Origin of the sequence: Paenibacillus sp. EKM206P, from assembly GCF_011066155.1 — a bacterium.
Lineage (GTDB): Bacteria > Bacillota > Bacilli > Paenibacillales > Paenibacillaceae > Paenibacillus > Paenibacillus polymyxa_D.
Genome location: NZ_JAAMNQ010000005.1, coordinates 97,491 through 118,200 on the forward strand (window position 1 = coordinate 97,491; position 20,710 = coordinate 118,200).

Consider the following 20,710-nt stretch of genomic DNA (forward strand, 5'->3'; position numbering starts at 1 on the left):
TTGGTTTACACTAAGTCTGAAATGGCACGGATATTATTGCTGATAAAGTGGCAAGAGGCGTCGAACTTCGCTTGTTCCTCTGGACTTAGTTCCAACTCGATGACCTCTTGAATTCCTCCGCTGCCGATAATCGCTGGAACGCCTGTGCAGACATGGGTGTGCCCGTACTCGCCGTCCAATACAGCAGAGACCGCTATAATTTTACCATCATCATTTAAAATGGAACGGGTAATGTATGCCAGAGCATTGGCAATACCAAAATAAGTGGCGCCTTTGCGGGTGAAGATTTCCCAGCCTGCATCCCTGGTTTTACGGGCAATGTCGTCCAGATCGACGTGGCTGAATCGTTCCTTATGCTGCCGTAAAATGTGTAAAAGCGGCTTACCGCCAATCGTTACGTGTGACCAGGCAACGAATTGGGATTCGCCATGCTCGCCAAGAGCATATCCTTGTACGCTGCGTGGATCTATGGAAAACACCTCAGAAAGCAACGTCTTGAGCCGGGACGAGTCGATAGAGGTGCCCGTGCCGATCACCTTGTTGCGCGGCAGACCGGATATACTTTGTACCATATACGTTACAATGTCGACAGGATTAGCGGCAATGACGAATATACCGTCGAAGCCACCCTCCATAATCGCTGTTACAATCTCTCTGGTGATAAGCACTGCGTCGTCCAGTACAGACAGGCGGTCTTGACCTGGTCTAGGGTTGGCTCCAGCCGTTATAATCACCACGTCCATATCCGTGCAGTCTGCATACGTGCCTGCACGTACCTTAGTGCGTGTGGACGTAAACTCCATACAATGGGACAGATCCAGTGCATGGGCCAGAGCCCGATCATACGTGCGGTCAATCATCATGATTTCATCACAAATGGACTGATTAACCATTGAGTAGGCACAGCTCGAACCGACCATTCCCGCGCCGACAATAGCTACTTTCCTTGCCTTCCCCTTCATCTATGTTGCCTCCTCGTTCCAGCGAACGTTAATATGCTACAAATTATGCCTGAAATCCATTTTACGTTACATAACATAACATATTGCTGATCTTTTGAAAATATCCATTTTTTTGTCTCCATTCCGGAAAATTAAAAATGAACTGTGAAAGAGGTGTCTTTCTGCGATTAATTGTAGAATGAACGTAAATTATCAATACTTTTACTGGAAGGTAGGAGAGTGCATTTCAATTTATATTTAAGGTGACCGCTGTATAAATTATAACATGAACTATGTTGATGGAAGGAATAGTACCATAGGAATTATAAAAGTATGACATTTATGTGACGCTCTTTAAAGAGTCTTTAGTGTACATAGAACGAAGTATTCTCTGCAATGTCGTTTCTTGTATTTCTACAAAGATTCCGTTATGACAAAGGTTCTTAGCAGTCTGCAATATTAGAACATTTTTGCCAAAGGGTTTCCAATGGATTTCGCGAATTCTACATATACAAGCTTATTTCTTTCCATACCATCCGGGGAGGTAATGATTAAATGGAAGAAATCAAATCGACGACGGAAGCAGCAAAACAGTTGGGAATCGGGGCGAGTACCCTTCGTAAATATGCAGCGGCGCTGGAGGAGCAGGGGTATGTGTTTCAGCGTTCCGCGAATCAATCAAGAATGTTCAGTGCTGAGGATGTTGAGTGCTTGAAGGTGATGCGGAGGGCGTTGCGTGAGCAGCATATGACGATGGAGCAGGCGGTTCAGGTGGTGCTTGAGAGAGTGACCGCTCCCTTTCCAATGGAGGATGAGGAATTCCGCTTGCCACCCATCTCGGATGCTGAGTCACTGACCGCAACCTGGGAAGAAATAATGGCGGCGGCTGAAGGCAGGGAAGAGACGGTCATGCAGGCTCAAGTCGCTGCTACGGTTGAACTGACAGAGTTACAGGATGAAATGAATGCTCAGACACTGTCAGAAGAACCCATGCAGCTACAGTTGCAGGAAGAGTCCCAGACTTTGGCATCAACTATTGAGTATAGATTGAAGCAAGCGCCTGTATCTGTACAAACACAGGAGTCCCTAGAGCCACAAGAACTGGCGCAGATGCAGGACATGGTGCAAAACGCTTTGTTGGAAATGCGGAGCCGTTTGGAGGAGCTGGAAGCAGAGCACAGCCGTTTGGTGGAAAAGAATATCAACTTGTCTAACCAACTGGAGGATCAAAAACGCTGGATAAAAGAAAAGATCGACGAGGAACGGGATCGGCAGTTAATTACGAATTTGCGTACCTACCAGGGCAGACAACGAAAATCGCGCAGTTCGTTGTTGTCCTGGCTTGGTCTGACACCACGCAGACGCAGAGAGGCATAACTAGCATCTTTTCTGATAAAGACCATCAGACCTTCCCGGTTCTGATGGTCTTTTAGCGTATAAAGAAGAAATAAGAGGAATCCTTAATTTTATGTAGAAATATCTTTTGATCTACTATATTAAAGGAAGGAGAAATTCAATGAAGAAACAAAAGGAAGATATGAAGCTAAGTAAAATAATGAGCAAAATGCTGCGACACAAACCCGAGGAATCCGGGCTAAAGTTAGACATTACAGACGGCTCTTGTACTGTGGAACACTTACTTCAAATCATTCAAAGCTTGCCAGGCTGGTCAGGTGTAAAGCAGACTGATATTGAGCGGATCGTGCGCAATTCAGATAAGCAGCGTTTTGAAATCCATAACGGTAGAATCAGAGCTAGATATGGACATAGCTATCAAAAGATAGAGTATACTCCCGGGAATCCACCAGATGTACTATACCATGGTACGAATAAGCAAGCATTGCCATTTATTATGGCGGATGGTTTAGATCCTGTTGGCAGAAAGTATGTACATTTATCTGAAAGCACTAACTTTGCAGCATTAGCAGGGAGCCGAAGAGGTGAATTGGTCATGCTCAAGGTAAACACGATTAAAGCAAGAGAAGAGGGAATCGCATTTTATTATGCAGGGCATGAGGTGTGGCTTGCTGAGTGGATTCCTTGGGACTTGTGCAGTATTGATGATGAAGAGAGCAACACTTGAGGGGTTCTATAATTTTGAGGTTAATACATAATGCTAGTCTCCAAAATAAACAGGCATTCGCCGCAAAAATGGGGGAATGCCCCCCTTACGCATTTGACCAGGTCTACATACAATGATCCTGTAAATGAGCGAAGGGAGTGTTGTAAATGAGTCATATGTGCGGAGTAGGCGGTATGGGTTGCGGCGTAGGCGCATGGACCTCTGTAGGAGCGATTCTGGTTCTGTTTATTTTGTTGGTGATCATCTCTAAAACCCTGTTTCTGTAATTTCGGTCTTGGCCGATTTCCTGTAAAATGCACGAATGCTGCTCTACGTGACGAAGGGCGCACAACAATAAAGCGAAGACCCTTGATGAGAAGGGTCTTCGCTTTACAAGTTTAAGGGCCTATGGCTTCGCTGCTGTAACTCCATTCGGTTTACCTTGTAACTCAAGACTGTAGGGACTTGGCTTGAAATTCCGCAATATCCTTGAATTCTTCTTCGAATTTACGTGAAATGCGAATATAAATCGGCAGTAAATCGCGATAAATATCCACGTGTTCTGCCACCGGTTTGTGCTGGTGAGTGGTACCAATCATACCGGACACAGCATCCAGCGAATCAATCCGTCCCAGTGCGTACAAGCCTAGAATAGCTGCACCCAGACATGAGCTTTCCAGACTTTCGGGAATAATGACTTCCTGATCAAAAATATCTGCCATGAGCTGTCTCCATAGCTCCGAGCGTGCAAATCCACCCGTGGCGTGAATGACTGACGGTCTGTCGATGACTTCTTCCATGGCAAGCATGACGGTATACAAATTGAATAGCACACCCTCCAGAGCGGCGCGAATCATATGCTCTTTTTTGTGACGCAGGGACAGACCGAAGAAGGAGCCGCGAGCATTCGGGTTCCATAGGGGCGCACGTTCACCGGATAAGTACGGGAGAAAGAGCAGACCGTCGGAGCCAGGACGTACCTGTTCCGCAATTTGGGTCAGCACATGATACGGATCAAGTCCCAGTCGTTTGGCCGTTTCCACCTCGGAGGCTGCAAATTCATCCCGGATCCAGCGGAAGACTATACCTCCGTTGTTCACCGGGCCGCCGATGACCCACAGCTTTTCGGTCAAGGCGTAACAGAAAAAGCGCCCTTTGGCATCCGTGAGCGGCTTATCAACTACGGTGCGGATGGCTCCGCTGGTGCCGATGGTAACAGCGACAACTCCAGGCTTGATCGCATTCACACCGAGGTTGGACAAGACACCGTCGCTGGCCCCGATCACAAAAGGAGTCGTCTTCAGTAGGCCCATGTCATGTGCATAGGTCTCATCCAGCCCTTTGAGCACATGAGTTGTCGGCACCAGCTCGGATAGCTGCTCCTTCGTCACACCTGCAATATGCAGCGCTTCCTCGTCCCAGTCCAACTGCTGCAAATTCATGAGTCCGGTTGCAGAGGCAATCGAGTGGTCCACGACATATTGGTGGAATAACCGGGCAAAAACGTACTCCTTAATGGAAATGAATTTGTACGTCTGGGTCGCAACATCTGGTAAATCCCGTGTAATCCACATTAGTTTTGTGAGCGGTGACATAGGATGAATAGGCGTTCCGGTACGTAAGTAAATATCGTGTCCGTTGTATTCATGTTTGAGCGCTTCGGCCCATTTGGCGCTACGGTTATCTGCCCAAGTGATAGAGGCGGTCAGCGGTTTGCCGTTCTTATCCACTGCCAGTACGCTGTGCATGGCCGAACTGAAGGAGACGAACAGTACATGCTCAGCTGACACTCCGCTTTGTTTCATGACCTCTTGCACCGTCGTCACAACAGCTTTGAAAATATCTTCCGGATCTTGTTCTGCCGCATCCGGCTCAGGTGTATGGAGCGGATAGCCCACATGGTGCTGGGCGGCAATATTGCCGTTTTCTTCGAAAAGAACTGCTTTGGTACTGGTCGTACCGATATCGACGCCGATCATATATCGGGTGTCTGTCATATTCAATCTCCCCTTCACTTACCGTTATTAGCTCATTATCGTTAAGTTAACACACTCAGCAGCATAATCAAACCGAAAGCGACCAGGGAGAGGATGGTTTCCATAACGGTCCATGATTTTAGAGTCTGCGGAACCGTCATATTGAAAAATTCTTTAATCATCCAAAAACCGGCGTCATTCACATGAGACAAGATCAGCGACCCTGCTCCTGTAGCAAGGACGACCAGTTCGACATTCGCGCCGGGGGTAAGTGCCAGCACAGGTGCGACAATACCGGAGCCTGTCGTCATCGCGACTGTCGCTGATCCAGTGGCTACACGAATGAGCGCAGCGACCAGAAAAGCAAATACAATCACATTCATATGGGCTCCTGTAGCGACCGCTGCAATGGCCTGACCTACACCGCTGTTGATCAATACCGTTTTAAATGCACCACCGCTCCCGATAATTAAGATAATAGAGGCTGTTGGTGCCAGACATTCACTGGTAAAACGGTACAAGTCCTCTTTCTTTAGACCACGTGCATAGCCTAGCGAGAAAAAAGAAAACACGGCCGCAATCAGTAATGCCATAACCTCATCACCAATGAATTTGAAAAATACAGTGAGCGGATGTGTATTGGCCGGGTCTACAATTTCAGCGACTGATCCGCTAAGCATTAGAATAACAGGTAACAAAATGGTGAACAAAGTAATCCAAAAGGGAGGCAACGACCGCCCCGTCGTATTTCTGAACTGCTCGTCCAGCCTCTCGGAAGGTCTGACCATGATTCTTTTGCCAATCCAAGCGCCGAAGACCGGGCCTGCAATAATGGCGGATGGGATGCCCACGATGAGTGCATATCCTATCGTGCGTCCAATATTGGCGTTAAAGGCTTCAATCGCGATCATCGGAGCCGGGTGGGGTGGTAAAAGGCCGTGTACCGTCGATAGTCCTGCCAGCATTGGAATACCGATTTTCAGCAGAGACATGTTCATTTTACGGGCAACCGTGAACAGGATGGGAATTAATAAAATAATACCAACCTCAAAAAACACCGGAATTCCCACGATAAAGCCTACGATCATCATCGCCCAATGAACGCGTTTTTCACCAAAACGATCCATCAGTGTAGTCGCGATGCGTTCGGCACCGCCAGATTCCGCCATCATTTTACCGAGCATTGTGCCTAAACCGATCACGATGGCGATGGAGCCAAGTGTACTGCCGAGCCCTTTGGTGATGGAGGCAGTAACTTCATGACCAGGCATCCCGTTAACCAGTCCGAGAAATACCGACGAAAGCAGCAGTGAAACGAAGGGATTCCATTTGAATTTAGCAATCAGCAAAATCAAAAGAATGACGGTAACTAGCGCCCATATGAGCAGGGACGCGTTATGGCTTAAGCCGAATAATGTGTTCATGAAGGTATGCCTCCTTATTCTTATATGTATAGCTAAATGTATACTTGTCGACAACTTCAATTAAAAGAGAGCCGCGCCAGCGAGAAACGCATAAAGCGCGGTACATCTGCTCTTTGTCACGCATATTGTGGCTAGGACGATGTCTTTCTTCTGTAGGGAGACAGGACGCTATCGTTAACCGCGTTGCGGGTATCTCGATAATGATCCTCAATAAATCCTGACAACTCCTGAGCATCCCCCTGATTTAAAGCGTTTGCAAAGGTTCGATGTTTGTGAATCGTGACTTGTGATTCTTCGATGTTGGACGCAAATCGTTGTTCTGTTGCAGCTAACATGACCGTCAGGATTAGCTGTCTCATGCCGTTCCAGGTATGAAGAATACGGGTATGGCCAGCTTCCAGAACCAGAGCTTCATGAAAATTAAAATCCTGAAGAGAAAATTCAACGACATCCCTGTACTTGAGAGCGACTTCCATTTTGTCAATCATCTGATTCAAAACAGTCACCAATGTGGCATTATCACTATGTACATACCTTTGTACAACAAAATGTTCAATCAGCATTCGCACATCGAATAGCTCCTCCATATCACCGGGTGTCATGCCGACGACAATCGCCCCCATGCGCTCCAGACGGATCAGCCCTTCGCCCGAGAGTGCCTTCAAGGCTTCACGCACCGGAGAACGACTGGTACCAAAATCGGCAGCAATCTGATTCTCAGATAGCACAGTGCCTGGTGTCTGAACGCCGCGTATAATCTGAAGCCGAAGTTCACAAGCAATCCTTTCCCCAAGCGATGCGCCCTGTAACCAGGTTGTTGGATATTTCATAGGATACTCCTATCTAGGAAATGATTTTGCATACTGGTATACAAGTTATGGAATATTATATACCCCATTTAAGATCCTTGTAAACGGTATCAGTTGACATCGGTTCCATTTCGCTGCTTTTAGCGTTACAATAGAAGCAGAAAAAAGAAGCAGTGAAAAGTGGAACGAACACGGAAAAGAAGGAGACCGTTTAATGATTATCATTAAAACCAAAGAACAAATTGAAAATATGAAAAAGGCTGGAGACATTTTGGCTGCTTGCCACCGGGAAATTGCCAAAATGATCAAGCCGGGCATTACGACACTGGAAATTGACGCCTTTGCGGAATCCTTTATGAAGAAGCATGGCGCAACACCGGAGCAAAAGGGCTATAACGGCTACCAGTTTGCAACTTGTGGCTCACCTAACGATGTGATTTGCCACGGCTTTCCGAATAAGACACCGTTGAAGGACGGGGACATCGTGACGATCGACATGGTTGTGAACCTGAATGGCTGGCTGGCAGATTCCGCTTGGTCGTATGCGGTGGGTAATGTGTCTGAGCAGGCGCAAAAGCTGCTGGATGTTACCAAGGAATCGCTGTATAAAGGGATTGAGCAAGCCGTTATCGGTAACCGGATCGGTGATATTTCCCATGCGATACAAACCTACGCGGAAGCGGAAGGCTTCTCGGTCGTACGCGAATTTATTGGGCACGGCATCGGAGAAGAGATGCATGAGCAACCGCAGGTTCCACATTACGGACCTCCGCACCGTGGACCACGCTTAAAAGAGGGTATGGTCATTACAATTGAGCCAATGCTCAACACAGGCACATACCGCAGTAAAATTGATGCGGACGGCTGGACCGCACGCACGTTGGACGGCGGCTTGTCTGCGCAATACGAGCATACGCTGGCCATTACAGCAGAGGGTCCGATCATTTTGACCCAGCAATAATAAAAGCAGGCATCCACCGCAAGCATACAGACTACCGTGGTGAATGGTCTGGACATATTACAGAAAAGGGGCTGTCCAGAGGCAGTCTCTTTTTCTATAAGCATTCGCTGCATATCCGTTCCAGTCGCAGGCATGAGCAGGCAGAACGGATGCTGTACATTGCAAAGTCAGAGGGGCTTAATCGAATACTTCCTTGTTTCGTGAATGCTTAATGTAGACCTGATAGACTAAAAAGACGAAAAGACCAAAAAGGCACGGCCTCCTGGCTGGGAGAACGTGTCTTTTTGGTCTATACAGCAACATGCGAGCATGCATGTTAAAAAACCGTTGGTCAGATGCGGACTTCTGTCTCGTCCGGAACGAATTGACGATATTGAAAATACATACGGAGCCGCCAGTGTAACAAGGTGCCGAAGGCTAGGATGAAAAATAGCCCTGCTGTCTGCGGAATGGTAATGTAATGCTGAATAAATTCATGCAGTAGCAATCGGACGATCAGCAGGCTGAATAGGATAAAGAAGAAGGTACGTGAGCGTTGCACGAAAACCAGCCCTTCTTGCAACTCAAATTTGGTGCTGCGGATCAACGGGTAAGAAAAAATAAACCAGCCGACCAGAAAGGCGCCCAGCGCCCAAAGCCAGGGAACCCGTACTTCCGGCACCACGAACATCATAAAACCGGTGCTCATGCCGAGCGGAGGGATGATGATTTTTTTGGCATTAATCGGGCGATGACCTGTCTTCATACGGATGAAAATAGCCGATATAGCGATTAAGATCATACCGAAGGTTGCGCCATATTGCAGCAATGGGGTGCTAATATGAAACATGGACTGGCCCCCTCTATAAGGAATATAAGCGTTATTGGACAGACTGCAAACCTTTCACATTATACCACATATGCAATGGATATATTTAGTTACAGTCTCTCCCCCGGCAAGCGGATTATACGCCTCTTGGTGATAACACTGGCCCTATAATTGGGTCTCTTTCATACTTATGCGAGTTCTGTTGCTTGTACCTCTCCCTGAGCTGATTTTTTCTCCTTTCGCATGATATAACCCATGGCTACAATAATAAGGATAAAGGCGATTAGTGCGAGAAAAGGAATGGTGATGAAATCGAACCAGTTTAGGTAATCCTGTTCACAGGATACTCTGCCGCAGGAAGTTGAAGTTTGCGTAGCTGCCTTGGCAGCTGCATGGATGCGCTGAATGGTAAAATGATAGGCCGAAATCGCACCTCCAATGATAGCCAACGGCATGACATAACGGCGTATCCCCGAATCCCCTCGAAAATAGGCGATCCCGAGTAGAAGGGTCAGGGGATACATCAGAATGCGCTGAAACCAGCATAGCTTACAAGGCTCATACCCCAAAATCTCGCTGAGATACAGACTGCCCAAAGTTGCCACACAAGCTACAACCCAGGCGGCAAACAAAGCAATATCTGTTTTTTTAAACGATCCAATCATAGTAACGCTCCTTTTTTAATTCAAATGAGAACAAAATGAACTCATTATGTCTTGTCCCATCGGCAGGCATCTGCCGATATGTATGTCTTTATCCGTATTGTACTGTATTTTGAGTGCAGGGTCATACTTAAACATATTGACATGACTAACTATCATTTTTATAATTGCAGTAGTTTGGGAAGTTAATGAGGATTCAAGTTAGATATATATCATAAGAAATTAGGAGTGTACCCAGAATGTCGAGTAGTCCAAAAAATGAAACCCTATCTACGATTAGTGAAAGACACGCGGTAAAGAGCTATGTTAAGGATTTTAAATTGCCAGAGGAAGATTTGGAGGCTATTTTGACTGCGGCGGTAGAAGCTCCTTCCGCTTGGAACCTTCAACATTGGAAATTCCTTGTTATCGAAAGCGAAGCGGACAAGCAAAAATTGCTGCCTATCGCCTACAATCAGGGTCAAGTAGCGGAAAGTTCCGTTACGATTGCCGTATTGGGTGATTTGGAAGCGAACCGTAACACCGTCATTTATGATCAAGCGGTAGAAGCAGGCGCACTGCCAGCGGAAATCCGTGACGCATTGGTAGGTCAAATCAACGGCGCGTACCAAAACCCGCAAGTAGCTCGCGATGCAGCCATCCTGAACTCTGCTCTTGCAGCACAAAATATTATGTTGGCTGCTAAATCTCTGGGCTACGACACTTGCGCAATGGGCGGTTTCATTCCAGCACAGTTGATCGAGCAATTCAATATTCCAGCACGTTACCTGCCAACCCTGCTTATTAGTGTAGGTAAGGCACAAGTGCCAGCACGTCCATCAGGACGTTTTCCACTCTCTGAAGTTGTTGTAAAAGGCAGCTTCTAAGAAGATTTGTGAAATAAAAGGGTGTTCCTGCAACCGTTCGTGGTTGGGGAACACCCTTTTTTTACGTCGTGTTAGGCTATTAAAGTTCCTGTTGTCAGCCCTTTGTTTAGTCCGATCGTTTGGACACGAGATAAACCAGCTCCAGCGTCAGGATCGGTAGAAAGACAGAAGCCGGATAGGCCAGATAGCGAGGCTCCCATTGGGGCTTGAACTTATCCTTAAAGCGCCGAAGCCCCTGAAAACCGTAAAAATGTCCCCCGTATTGGAAAACAAGTCGAGCCAGCTTTTCCTCGCGTAATGCCTTTTCGCTTTGTCCTACCTGGGACAGCGGTGCCATACCCAGATTAAATGTCGTATATCCACTCTCCTTGGCCCACTCAATGACCCGTGTGAATAAATAATCCATCGTGCCATTTGGCGTGTCAGGCAAGTGGCGCATCAGGTCAATGGAGACCGTCCGGCCATGATCATAGGCAGGGGCCATCGTAGCGAAAGCGATGACCTTCCCTTCAGAGTCCTTTAGCAATGCAATCGGAGCCAACTGAAGATAGGGTTCTTTGAACCAGCCGAGTGAATATCCCTTCTCCTTGCGACCGTCTAGCCAAATATTCGAAACATGCCGCATCTCTTCAATCAGTGAAGCCTCTAGAGGCGGTTGGATGATTTCGAACGAGTAGCCCTCGCGGTCAAAGCGGTTTTTGGCGCTGCGTAGCGCCTGATTGCTTTTGCCCGTCAGTGTGAAGGACTCCAGCGGCACCAGTGCTTCCTCGCCCAGTTTGAAAAAGCGATAGCCGTTCTCGTGATAGATGGACAAATACTCCGGCGAGGCCTGATAAAATACTGCCGTTAACGCATACCGATCTGCGAACCGCTGAAATTCCTGAATGGCTTCACTCACACGTTCTTTTGGACCGAGTGGGTCACCTAATACAATCAGTTTGTCCCGACTGCGAGCATAGGGAATGACGACCTGTTCATTTGTGGTCCAATACAGATATTTATCACCCAAAAAAAGCATATGAGATACGAGATTACCACCCTGCCGTTCCAAAAATTCTTTTAGCTTATCCAGCTCTTGCTCGTCGGGTAGATTGGCGATGCTACGCTGAGGTCGAAGAAAGAAATACACCGTTAGGAATACCCATGCCAAAATTAGACTAAATACGGCGGTAACTCCGTAATCGCTGCGGTTCATAAAAAAGTCCAGATGGACCTTGGCATGCAAATGGCGCATAAAAGGAGTGTTGGAGCCTGCCCCAATGATAAAATAAGCCCCGGTTACGAGTAGAGATAATCCACCCCATATTAAAATGTTGTGCCGATTCAGCGGAGCACTGACCCGATAAAACCGCGAACGCGAGATCCATAGCATTAACGCCACAAACAGTAGGAATAAGGCTTCTTCAAAATCTAGCCCTTTAGTGAAGGTGAAAATAGCTCCTGTCAGCAGCAGTATCAATGTCAGCCGCAATGCTCTGCGAATACGCAGAGAGATTCCGTGGGACAGAACGACAAGCATAATCCCGATGATGACCGAGATTTCATGCGACAAGCGCATGACGGGCAGGCTGAGCAAATGCTCAGCAAAACGAAGTCGATATAACAGACCGGGCGTAGCTGCTGACAAAAGAAGCACCACGCCGGAGATGAGTACCAGCTTACCAAGCGCCCATACCCCTAGATCGGCCAAAAACCGGAATTGACCAGGCCAGCCCCATACCTTCTGCCAGGCATTAAGGGAGTAATCCCAACCCGTCTCAGCAAGCTGATTCAGGCGCTCGTTACGCGGAATCATTTCCAGCGCGGCTAATACCAAGCCGATGAGCCACGGGATGATGTAATAAAAGATACGAAAGACCAGCAGCACAGCCAGTGCCCGATCTGAGTTGGCTCCCGCCATTTGCAGCCCGAGCAGGGCAATGATGTCGAATGCCCCGACCCCTCCGGGTGCAAGACTGACCAATCCGGCAATCGCGGCTATCACATAAATGCCGAACACAGCATGGATCGGAAGTTCATGGAGCAAGTGCGAGCCGATCCATGCAAAGGTAAGGCCAGCCAGCAGCCATTCCAGCAGAGAAGCACTAATGGAAGCGGAGATAGTGGACCAGGAAAGCTGTCCTTCTCCCTTGTTGAACCATGTGGAGTACCGTTTGGAGCGCTGCATGATCAAAAATAGCGGCAGGTACAATGCCATTCCCCACAGCGCCCAATGAAGCCAAGGATGAGCATCCAGCACAGGTTGTACCGGATACAGATGGACAATGGCCCCCCAAGCCAGCAAAGATAGTCCGGTAATGACGACCGGCGAAAGAAATACGACGGCAGAGGTGATGACACCTAACGGCACACCGCTTTTTTTATACAGTACGGTGCGAAGTCCTGCCCCTGTAAAGCCTGCAAAACCAAAGACATTATTGAAGGTATTGGAGATCCAGGCGTAGCGAAATGTCGTCCCAGGCTTGACCTGAAGCTTGAAATGATGCCTGATTACGTAATCGTATGCGCTCATAGCCGCCACGGCAGCCAGTGAGAACAAGCCAATTTCAATGAGAAAGGTGGCATCCATTCGCCGCAGCTCATGAAACATACGCGCCAGATTAAAGTCATTTAGTTCTCGTCCGGCCTCCCATATAATAAAAGCCAGTACAGCCAACGGTAGCAAAATACGTGTCAATCGCTGCCTGTAGATGGTCATCAAGAACTGTACGATTTTAAAGGATTGGATCGGTTTGTGATTTGACTTCATAGATTCACCTGCTTGAAAAGAATGAGATATACAAGAAATAAAGTACTTAGATTTCATGTCCGATGAACATTACTATATATTATACCTGTAATAATCGCTTGAATAACAACAGAAGGGTTACGAAATGGGATTTCAGATTGATTGCTGTAAATAATTCCAATATAATGATGGAAAACCTAGTGAATTGCTTGGCGATGGAGCTGAACTGGACATGAGTATATGGGACCGCAATCTTTTTATACGTCGCCTGGAGCTGATATGGCCTCCAGATGCTGACGAGAGCCAATACCCGTTTAACTTAAAAGCCCTGCGCCAGTGGAACGAACTCAAATTCCATCCTTCCGTCACCTATATTATTGGAGAAAATGGCGTAGGTAAATCGACCCTTATGGAGGCAATCGCGGTCGCGTGGGGATTTAATCCAGAGGGCGGTACTAAAAATTTCAATTTTTCTACCCAAGCCACGCATTCCTCACTGCATGAGCATATCCGGCTGGTGAGAGGGATAGAAAAGCCGAGGGATGGCTTCTTTTTCCGGGCGGAGAGCTACTATAATGTGGCGACTCATATCGACGAGCTGGATCGCGAAGGAGGAGGGCGACCGATTCGAGATTCCTACGGGGGCAAATCGCTGCATGAGCAGTCACATGGCGAGTCTTTTTTTGCTGCATTTGTGCATCGGTTTGGAGGACAAGGGTTGTATATTTTGGATGAACCGGAGGCAGCGTTATCACCTTTGCGCCAGATGGCCATGCTTGCACGGATTCACGAGCTGGTGCAGCAGGGCTCACAGTTTATCATTTCTACTCATTCCCCTATTTTGATGGCTTATCCAGATTCCATCTTGTATCATCTGACACATGAAGGGATCGACACCCGGACGCTGGAGGAAACCGATCATTTTATCATTACGAAACAATTTCTGAATAACAGGGAAAAGATGATACAGGAGCTATTCGAAGATCCACAACAGGAATCGTAGGGACCAGAGTAGCATCCGCTTGATGAGGAGGAAACAGGATGAATTCAAGTCTCATTGTGGACATTCGACGATTACCTGCTTTTAAGGTGGTGGCTCTGACCGCACAGGCCCCTTTTGCGGAGCTGGGTGATGAGGTGCGGAAGCAGTGGCAATGGGTGCAACAGTCTGTTCCAGAGATTCACCCTGGTCGTCTGGACGTAGATACGGGCTATGTGTTAACTCCCCAATGGACAGTTGCTCAGGAGAAAGGAAGCATGGCGGTCAAGGTGGGCGTTAAAGTGTCCTCTTGGAACGAAATACCGGATAGCCTTGAACGCATTGAGATACCTGAGGGGGAATATGCGGTCACCCGTTTTCAGGGAGATCGTGAACGACTGAACACCATTTATGATGACCTGTTTACTTGGATGGAGCGTAATGGTTATGAGCGTAATACTACGGAGGGGGCATATTGGATCGAGTCGAATCGGCTTAAGCCCGTGAATCCTTTTGATATTCCATCCGCAGAAATTCAGCAATTTGATTATGATATTGCAATTGCTATTGTACAAAAATAAAGGGTTATGAATCGCTATGAGAGGGACAACATCGTCTATTCAGGTTGTTCCTTTTTGCTGTTTTGCCAAAGGAAAGATTCAGGGTTATCGGAAGTATTTTATGATTGTTATTTGTCCTTCTCTCTATTAATATAATGAAGAGTTTTGCTGGAATGGTTGCAAAATAAGATTTTCGTATACGAAATAAAGAACCTGAGGAGGACAAAACGCTACATGTCAGATTCACAACAGTTGAAAATGGGGCCGCTGGTCATTTTGATGATTAATATGTTTATTGCCATGCTGGGGATTGGCCTCATTATTCCGATCCTTCCCAAGTTTATGAGCTCCTTGGGAGGCAGTGGTGAAACGGGTGGTTATTTGGTTGCCGTGTTTGGCTTAACCCAATTCCTGTTTTCGCCGTTAGCGGGAGAATGGTCCGATAAATACGGACGTAAAAAAATGATTATTATCGGTTTGGTAATCATGACGGCGTCTTCTGTATTGTTTGCGATTGGGGAATCGTTAACCATACTATATATCTCCCGTTTGCTGGGAGGTGCAGGAGCAGCTTTTATGATTCCTCCGATGATGGCCTATATTGCTGATATTACAACGGTCCACAATCGCGGTAGAGGAATGGGGTTGTTGGGTGCTGCCATGTCTCTTGGCTTTGTGATCGGTCCTGGTGTGGGCGGCTTGCTGGCAGATATCTCGATTCGTACGCCCTTATATGTTTCGGCGGCCGTATCGGGCGTAGCTGCACTGATTTCCTTGATTATGCTGCCCGAAACCTTGTCGCTGGAGAAACAGTTGAAGTTTCGGAATGTCAAGGCCAAACGGGATAATGTGATTAAACAGTTTGCCCTTTCTTTCCGCAAGCCTTACTTTATGCTGCTGATTATGATATTCACGCTAACCTTTGGATTGACGCATTTTGAAACGATGTTTCCTTTCTTCGTGACGGGCAAGTTTCATTACAATGAGCGTGATATTGCTATCATTATTACCGTAGGAGCACTGGTCGGAACCGTGATTCAAGCTGTGGTCATTAGCCCGATGTTGAATCGTTTTGGCGAAAAAGGTGTCATTATCGGCTCCTTTCTGTTTTCAGCGATTTCCCTTGTGCTTATGCTGCTCTCCGGCAACTTTTATTATGTACTCGGGGTATCGCTCATCTTCTTTACCGCTACGTCGTTGCTGCGGCCAGCCATTAATACTGCTTTATCCAAAATGGCGGGGGATGAGCAGGGAGTTGCAGCCGGCATGAACAATGCTTATATGAGTATTGGTAATATTCTGGGGCCTGCACTTGCGGGTAAATTGTTCGATGTGCATATCAATTTGCCATATATTTTTGGGGCAGTCATTCTCATCCTTAGTTTGGGGCTGGCTGTAAAATGGAATAGCAGAGATACGCAAACCACAGCGGTTTAATGTTGTTCTTGTCGTAAATTTAGTCTCTTTTGGTGTGAACTGTGACGTTCTTATGAACCACAGATGGCGCCGAAGGAGGCTATTTTTTTGCATACATTGCGAAACGTTAATGAAACGACAGAATCTTGGGTAATAATGCATGATGGTTTTACAACAAGACAAATAGTAGAGCTAAAAGCCAGATAAAAAAAGCTAGAAGGAGCTGAGAGCCGATGGAAGAGCGGAATGAGCAGTTATTTTATACAGGGACTTATGCGTCTCGTCAGGAAAGAGGAATATATGTATGTGCTTTGAATGTGACCCATGGTGATCTGCGCATGGTTGGAGGTGTGGAAGGGATGGAGAGGCCTTCTTTTCTCGCGCTACACCCGGATGGGACAAAGCTGTATGCTGCCAGTGAAACAGAAGGAGGCGAGCTGTATGCGTATCAGGTGAATACCCAGACGGGGGAATTACATCCTTTGGATCGCAAAGGGACAGAGGGAGCACATACTTGCTATGTTTCCGTAACAACCGATGGACGATATGTGCTGGCTTCCAACTATTCAGGCGGCAATGCCGTTGTGTTCCCTGTGACGGAAGCTGGAGGATTAGGAGACATGTCGGGGCAAGTTCAGCATACCGGCTCAGGTATTCGCCAGGACCGTCAGGATGCGGCACATCCGCATTCGATTATTCCAGATCCTTCAGGACAGTATGCCCTGATATGTGATCTGGGGCTGGATCAGATTGTGGTATACCGTTTGACAGAGGATGGAAAACTGGTGACCCATCGTGAGATAGATTTGCCACCTGGTTCTGGACCGCGTCATCTGGTTTTTCATCCTTCGCGTCCATATGCTTTTGTCGCCAATGAGTTGAACAATACCGTCGCTGTGTTTAGTTATAACGAACGTAATGGTGAGCTTACATTGCTGCAAAGCCTGTCCACACTGCCAGAAGGCTTTATAAATGTAGATAATACAGCAGCCGATATTCGGATTACGCCCTGTGGACGCTTTTTGTATGTGTCAAACCGCGGCCATGACAGCATCGTGCTATACCATGTCGATCTGGACAGCGGCAAGCTGAAGACGGTTGAATGGGTGGAAACCTTCGGCAGCACACCGCGTAACTTCAACATCCTGTCCGGTTATCTGGTAGTGGCGAATCAGGATGGAAACAACCTCGTATCCTTTGCCATCCATAGTGAGGATGGAAGGCTGACCCGAACGGGATATGTGCTGGAGGTTCCTTCACCTGTGTGTATTGAACCTGTACGCTAATCGGATAGCACGTGGCAAAAGAGTACGATATAAGTGAATGAAAAATAAAACACGGCGCTTTGTTTCCCATGAAAGGCATGGGCAAAACGCCGTGTTCAGGTCTTGAAGTGGACTAAAACTATTTGCTGCTATCGCCAGCTTCTACCGTTACTGTTTTGGTATGATTTTCTGCATGTTTGTAGTACAAACGGAACAAGATGTCCTGATTGTAGTTACCGAATCCGGTGCCGAACAGAGTAACCCCTCCCACATGCTGGGCATCATCCAATATGGCAATACGGAATTTCCATTGTTTCTGATCAATCAGCACTTGGCTTAAAGTCACGTCAGAAATTTGCTTCCCATCCATAAAGGTACCCTCGGAGGTAACGCGAAGTCTTTTGAGGAGACCATATTGATTGATAAAATCAGGCCACCATGCAGGTGTGTATTTACCACGGTTATCCCCGAAATCCCCTGGGCTGGTCCATGTACCCAAATTCACATCATTTAGGAAAAAAGTGATATCTGAAGGCCAATTATCATTGGTAAAAGGGGCCTCGGATGATAGTTCCATCGAAATTTCCAGTTCCTCAGCTTTTTGGCTGGACAGTAGGAAATTCGGCACCTTATAATCCATATATCCTTGGCTGAACCATAGAATTTTGGAATTGAAGCGCTCAGGGTCCAAGAACGAACGAGGCTCATCGAATTCACCAATGATCTTTTCGACGGTAGCCAGTCCGCAGGTCGCCTGTATTTCAAAATCTGTAAAGTGTCCGACGGAAATCTCTGTCTGATGGAATTGCCGTACATCCTGCTGATAGCGTGGCATGGCGATTTCAATTTTGTCTGTTGCCAGTGAGCACACTTTCTGCACCCCGCCTCGTCCGGGCAGCATTTTGGTCGAAATAATGGACGCTCTCTCCAGTTTCTTGACATGCATCGTCATAATCGCACTGCTGAGCCCCAACGCTTCCGCCAGCTCACGTATATTCATAGGCTTCTCCGCAAGCAGAACAATCATGTTTAGCCGAACCTCACTGGCCAGCGCCTCATAAACGGGAAGTGATTTTTCAGAAATGTCCAGTTGCATAGTTCCTCCAATTCTAACGCACATCATAAATTGATGGTAGTTTAACATATATGGATTTTTTTCAATAATAATACATAAAAAACGATATGATTTACATTTATATAAACAATATACCCTTTCCTTGATCATTGGCACAAGCCTAACCCCACAAAAATCCAAAAATTGTTCAAAAAACAGGACACCCCATAAACTCTTTCTTTGTTGTTGGGATGTCCTGTGATGGTATGTGATTTGCAGGCAGGATACGGGTAGAGGCATGTGCCATTGGTGTTTAGGATCGGATATGTTCTTCTGCCAAAGAAGAGTCAGCCGTTTTATCTGTATCTGCTGCGCGTAAATCCTGATGTTGAGAAGCATCTGCCTTGATCAAGCCGGGATGACCAACATAAGGACGATCACTGCGCGAGCGACCTCGGGTAAGTCGGAAGCCGATCAAGAACAGCACAAGCTGAACAGCCAGTATGTAGGGAGATGCTTCCGGTCCGATCCATTGAAACAGGGCGACAGCGGCGATTACCAAGCACAACAGGCTTGTTGGAAAATGGGATGCCGTCACGTCCAGATCATTTTGTCTGCGCAGGGTCATCAGCCGATATACATACAGTAGGGCGATCAAGCCTGAAACGAACCTCATCCATGCACACCCTATGAGCCATGAGGCAGATTGTGCAGTGTCGGGCAGACTAACATCAACATGGCTGGAGGCTGTCAGTTCCACAACCAGCCTTGTGACCAACCAGACGATTCCTGCCAGTGCCAGCGGACCAGCTGCTGGACGCAATAGCTTCCACAATGCTGTTCCCCAGCCCGGAGCATGAGATTCCAGCAGAACAAGACGCCGTTCCTCAATAAGTTTGTTCATTTCACGCTCCAGTGATTTGAGAAGCAATTCTCTGCGGAACGCATCACACTCCCGAAGGGATGCTTGGACCTGCTCTTGAAGGTGAGGGGTCAAATAGGGAGCAGCTTTGGCTTCCTGGAGAGCGTGGATGAGTCCGTTCTGGTACTGCTTTTCGCTGTTATTGAACCCGTTCTGGGTAGTGGTTTGGAGGCAACCAGCTAATCGTCCATAGATACGCAGCGATTCCTGTAATTCTTCCAGCCGCTGCTGACGCGAATTTCGAAGCTGGGCTGCACTGTGAACATACAGCCATACCAGCAAAGACAACGCCAGCAGGAAGGCGATCAGACCGGGTGAGATATATGCGACTAACGCCGCGAAGTCCGTCGGGGACACCCGCAATCCCTCCTTCCATTGTTCTTTCTACACTATTGCACAGACTACACAGGCATTTCAAGGGCTTGTATACCTTTGACCAGGATATATGAAGTATTTTTTGGTAAAATAGACAAGATTACAAGCAGGAAGAGGAGATTCGGCATGAATAAAAATATAGAAAATGCAACAGAACATCATGAGACATCAAATCGATATCCTGCACGGGTTTAAGCTGGAGATAAAACGGATAAATAACAGTAAGTAAATTATAGACAGGAAGAAGGCAGTGAATATGAAGGTTATTATTTTCGGGGCAACAGGAACAATCGGCAAAGCGTTAGTAAAGGAAGCTATCAAGCGTAAGTATGAGGTGACAGCAGCGGTGCGCGATCCGCAACGTGTGACGGAGCAAAGTGAATACTTGACGGTGGTTCAAGCAGATATTCTAAATCCGAATTCCGTTACGGAAGTGGCTAAGGGGCACGATGCTATCATTAGCGCATACGGTCCCAAGTTTGGAGAAGAGGAAGAACTGCTCGAAGCGACTCGTTCTTTGCTGGAAGGAACTCGGCGTTCTGGCGCGGAGCGCATACTTGTCGTTGGTGGAGCGGGAAGTCTGAAAACAGAAAACGGTGAACGCCTCATGGATACCGCCGAGTTTCCGGAGGAAGTGAAGCCGCTGGCGGCTGCCCATGCAGATGCACTGGAGCTGTACCGCGCTGCGGATGTAGACTGGACCTATTGTAGTCCTGCCGGAATGATTGAAGCAGGAAAACGTACAGGACAGTTCCGTATTGGTTTGGATCATTTGGTGGTTGACGAATTAGGCCATAGCCGTATCTCGGTCGAAGATTATGCGGTAGCCCTGATTGATGAGTTAGTAGAAGGGGAATTTGTCAATTCCCGTTTTACAGTTGGATATTAATAAGCAGGGATAG

Annotated in this window: 19 protein-coding genes; 10 read left to right on the top strand and 9 right to left on the bottom strand. The window is 47.2% G+C overall.

What is annotated here, in order from left to right; genetic code table 11:
- Positions 1–5: 5 nt before the first annotated feature.
- The gene (locus G9G53_RS12715) at positions 6–962 is read right to left on the bottom strand and encodes an L-lactate dehydrogenase (RefSeq protein ID WP_165147978.1); all 957 of its coding nucleotides are present in this window, start codon (positions 960–962) and stop codon (positions 6–8) included.
- 534 nt (positions 963–1,496) lie between these two features.
- Here G9G53_RS12715 and G9G53_RS12720 point away from each other — a divergent pair.
- The 3 genes from G9G53_RS12720 (at position 1,497) to G9G53_RS26455 (ending at position 3,290) form a co-directional block, all read left to right on the top strand.
- Complete coding sequence (locus tag G9G53_RS12720) at positions 1,497–2,318, top strand: MerR family transcriptional regulator (RefSeq protein ID WP_165147981.1); 822 nt, start codon at positions 1,497–1,499, stop codon at positions 2,316–2,318.
- Between the two features lie 139 nt (positions 2,319–2,457).
- On the top strand, positions 2,458–3,024 hold the full coding sequence (locus G9G53_RS12725) for an RNA 2'-phosphotransferase (protein WP_029514720.1): 567 nt from the start codon (positions 2,458–2,460) through the stop codon (positions 3,022–3,024).
- 146 nt (positions 3,025–3,170) lie between these two features.
- The gene (locus G9G53_RS26455) at positions 3,171–3,290 is read left to right on the top strand and encodes a hypothetical protein (RefSeq protein ID WP_013369112.1); all 120 of its coding nucleotides are present in this window, start codon (positions 3,171–3,173) and stop codon (positions 3,288–3,290) included.
- A 162-nt stretch (positions 3,291–3,452) separates the two neighbouring features.
- Here the strand turns inward: G9G53_RS26455 and gntK are convergent, their stop codons facing one another.
- The 3 genes from gntK to G9G53_RS12740 form a co-directional block, all read right to left on the bottom strand.
- On the bottom strand, positions 3,453–5,000 hold the full coding sequence (gntK, locus tag G9G53_RS12730; RefSeq protein WP_165147984.1) for a gluconokinase: 1,548 nt from the start codon (positions 4,998–5,000) through the stop codon (positions 3,453–3,455).
- A 41-nt stretch (positions 5,001–5,041) separates the two neighbouring features.
- Positions 5,042–6,403 carry a GntP family permease gene (locus G9G53_RS12735; RefSeq protein ID WP_165147987.1) on the bottom strand — a complete coding sequence of 454 codons (1,362 nt, stop codon included), beginning with the start codon at positions 6,401–6,403 and terminating at the stop codon, positions 5,042–5,044.
- A 131-nt stretch (positions 6,404–6,534) separates the two neighbouring features.
- Complete coding sequence (locus tag G9G53_RS12740; RefSeq protein ID WP_165147990.1) at positions 6,535–7,233, bottom strand: GntR family transcriptional regulator; 699 nt, start codon at positions 7,231–7,233, stop codon at positions 6,535–6,537.
- A 193-nt stretch (positions 7,234–7,426) separates the two neighbouring features.
- On the opposite strand from G9G53_RS12740, the gene map reads away from it, so the two are divergent.
- On the top strand, positions 7,427–8,173 hold the full coding sequence (gene map / locus G9G53_RS12745; RefSeq protein WP_013308498.1) for a type I methionyl aminopeptidase: 747 nt from the start codon (positions 7,427–7,429) through the stop codon (positions 8,171–8,173).
- Positions 8,174–8,504: 331 nt separating this feature from the next.
- On the opposite strand, the gene G9G53_RS12750 is transcribed toward map, so the two are convergent.
- On the bottom strand, positions 8,505–9,002 hold the full coding sequence (locus G9G53_RS12750; protein WP_029514725.1) for a CcdC family protein: 498 nt from the start codon (positions 9,000–9,002) through the stop codon (positions 8,505–8,507).
- Between the two features lie 167 nt (positions 9,003–9,169).
- On the bottom strand, positions 9,170–9,646 hold the full coding sequence (locus G9G53_RS12755) for a disulfide oxidoreductase (protein WP_039270297.1): 477 nt from the start codon (positions 9,644–9,646) through the stop codon (positions 9,170–9,172).
- A gap of 236 nt (positions 9,647–9,882) precedes the next feature.
- On the opposite strand from G9G53_RS12755, the gene G9G53_RS12760 reads away from it, so the two are divergent.
- Entirely contained in the window at positions 9,883–10,509 is a 627-nt protein-coding gene (locus G9G53_RS12760; protein WP_165147993.1) for a nitroreductase family protein, read from the top strand.
- 106 nt (positions 10,510–10,615) lie between these two features.
- On the opposite strand, the gene mprF is transcribed toward G9G53_RS12760, so the two are convergent.
- Positions 10,616–13,258 carry a bifunctional lysylphosphatidylglycerol flippase/synthetase MprF gene (gene mprF, locus G9G53_RS12765; protein ID WP_165147996.1) on the bottom strand — a complete coding sequence of 881 codons (2,643 nt, stop codon included), beginning with the start codon at positions 13,256–13,258 and terminating at the stop codon, positions 10,616–10,618.
- A gap of 211 nt (positions 13,259–13,469) precedes the next feature.
- Here mprF and G9G53_RS12770 point away from each other — a divergent pair, with 211 nt between their 5' ends.
- The 4 genes from G9G53_RS12770 to G9G53_RS12785 all read left to right on the top strand — a co-directional run bounded on the left by G9G53_RS12770 (position 13,470) and on the right by G9G53_RS12785 (position 17,478).
- A complete protein-coding gene (locus G9G53_RS12770; protein ID WP_165147999.1) occupies positions 13,470–14,240 on the top strand; it encodes an AAA family ATPase in 771 nt (256 codons plus the stop codon).
- Between the two features lie 38 nt (positions 14,241–14,278).
- Entirely contained in the window at positions 14,279–14,797 is a 519-nt protein-coding gene (locus G9G53_RS12775; protein ID WP_165148002.1) for a GyrI-like domain-containing protein, read from the top strand.
- 213 nt (positions 14,798–15,010) lie between these two features.
- Positions 15,011–16,213, top strand: coding sequence for an MFS transporter (locus G9G53_RS12780; RefSeq protein WP_029514730.1), 1,203 nt, complete (start codon positions 15,011–15,013; stop codon positions 16,211–16,213).
- Between the two features lie 212 nt (positions 16,214–16,425).
- The gene (locus tag G9G53_RS12785) at positions 16,426–17,478 is read left to right on the top strand and encodes a lactonase family protein (RefSeq protein WP_165148005.1); all 1,053 of its coding nucleotides are present in this window, start codon (positions 16,426–16,428) and stop codon (positions 17,476–17,478) included.
- 118 nt (positions 17,479–17,596) lie between these two features.
- Here the strand turns inward: G9G53_RS12785 and G9G53_RS12790 are convergent, their stop codons facing one another.
- Together G9G53_RS12790 and G9G53_RS12795 are read right to left on the bottom strand one after the other, a co-directional pair.
- Positions 17,597–18,553 carry an ArsR/SmtB family transcription factor gene (locus G9G53_RS12790; RefSeq protein WP_039270301.1) on the bottom strand — a complete coding sequence of 319 codons (957 nt, stop codon included), beginning with the start codon at positions 18,551–18,553 and terminating at the stop codon, positions 17,597–17,599.
- Positions 18,554–18,824: 271 nt separating this feature from the next.
- Positions 18,825–19,790 carry a FliJ family protein gene (locus G9G53_RS12795; protein WP_165148008.1) on the bottom strand — a complete coding sequence of 322 codons (966 nt, stop codon included), beginning with the start codon at positions 19,788–19,790 and terminating at the stop codon, positions 18,825–18,827.
- Between the two features lie 274 nt (positions 19,791–20,064).
- Here G9G53_RS12795 and G9G53_RS12800 point away from each other — a divergent pair, with 274 nt between their 5' ends.
- Positions 20,065–20,697 carry an NAD(P)-dependent oxidoreductase gene (locus G9G53_RS12800; RefSeq protein ID WP_039270303.1) on the top strand — a complete coding sequence of 211 codons (633 nt, stop codon included), beginning with the start codon at positions 20,065–20,067 and terminating at the stop codon, positions 20,695–20,697.
- Positions 20,698–20,710: the final 13 nt, after the last annotated feature.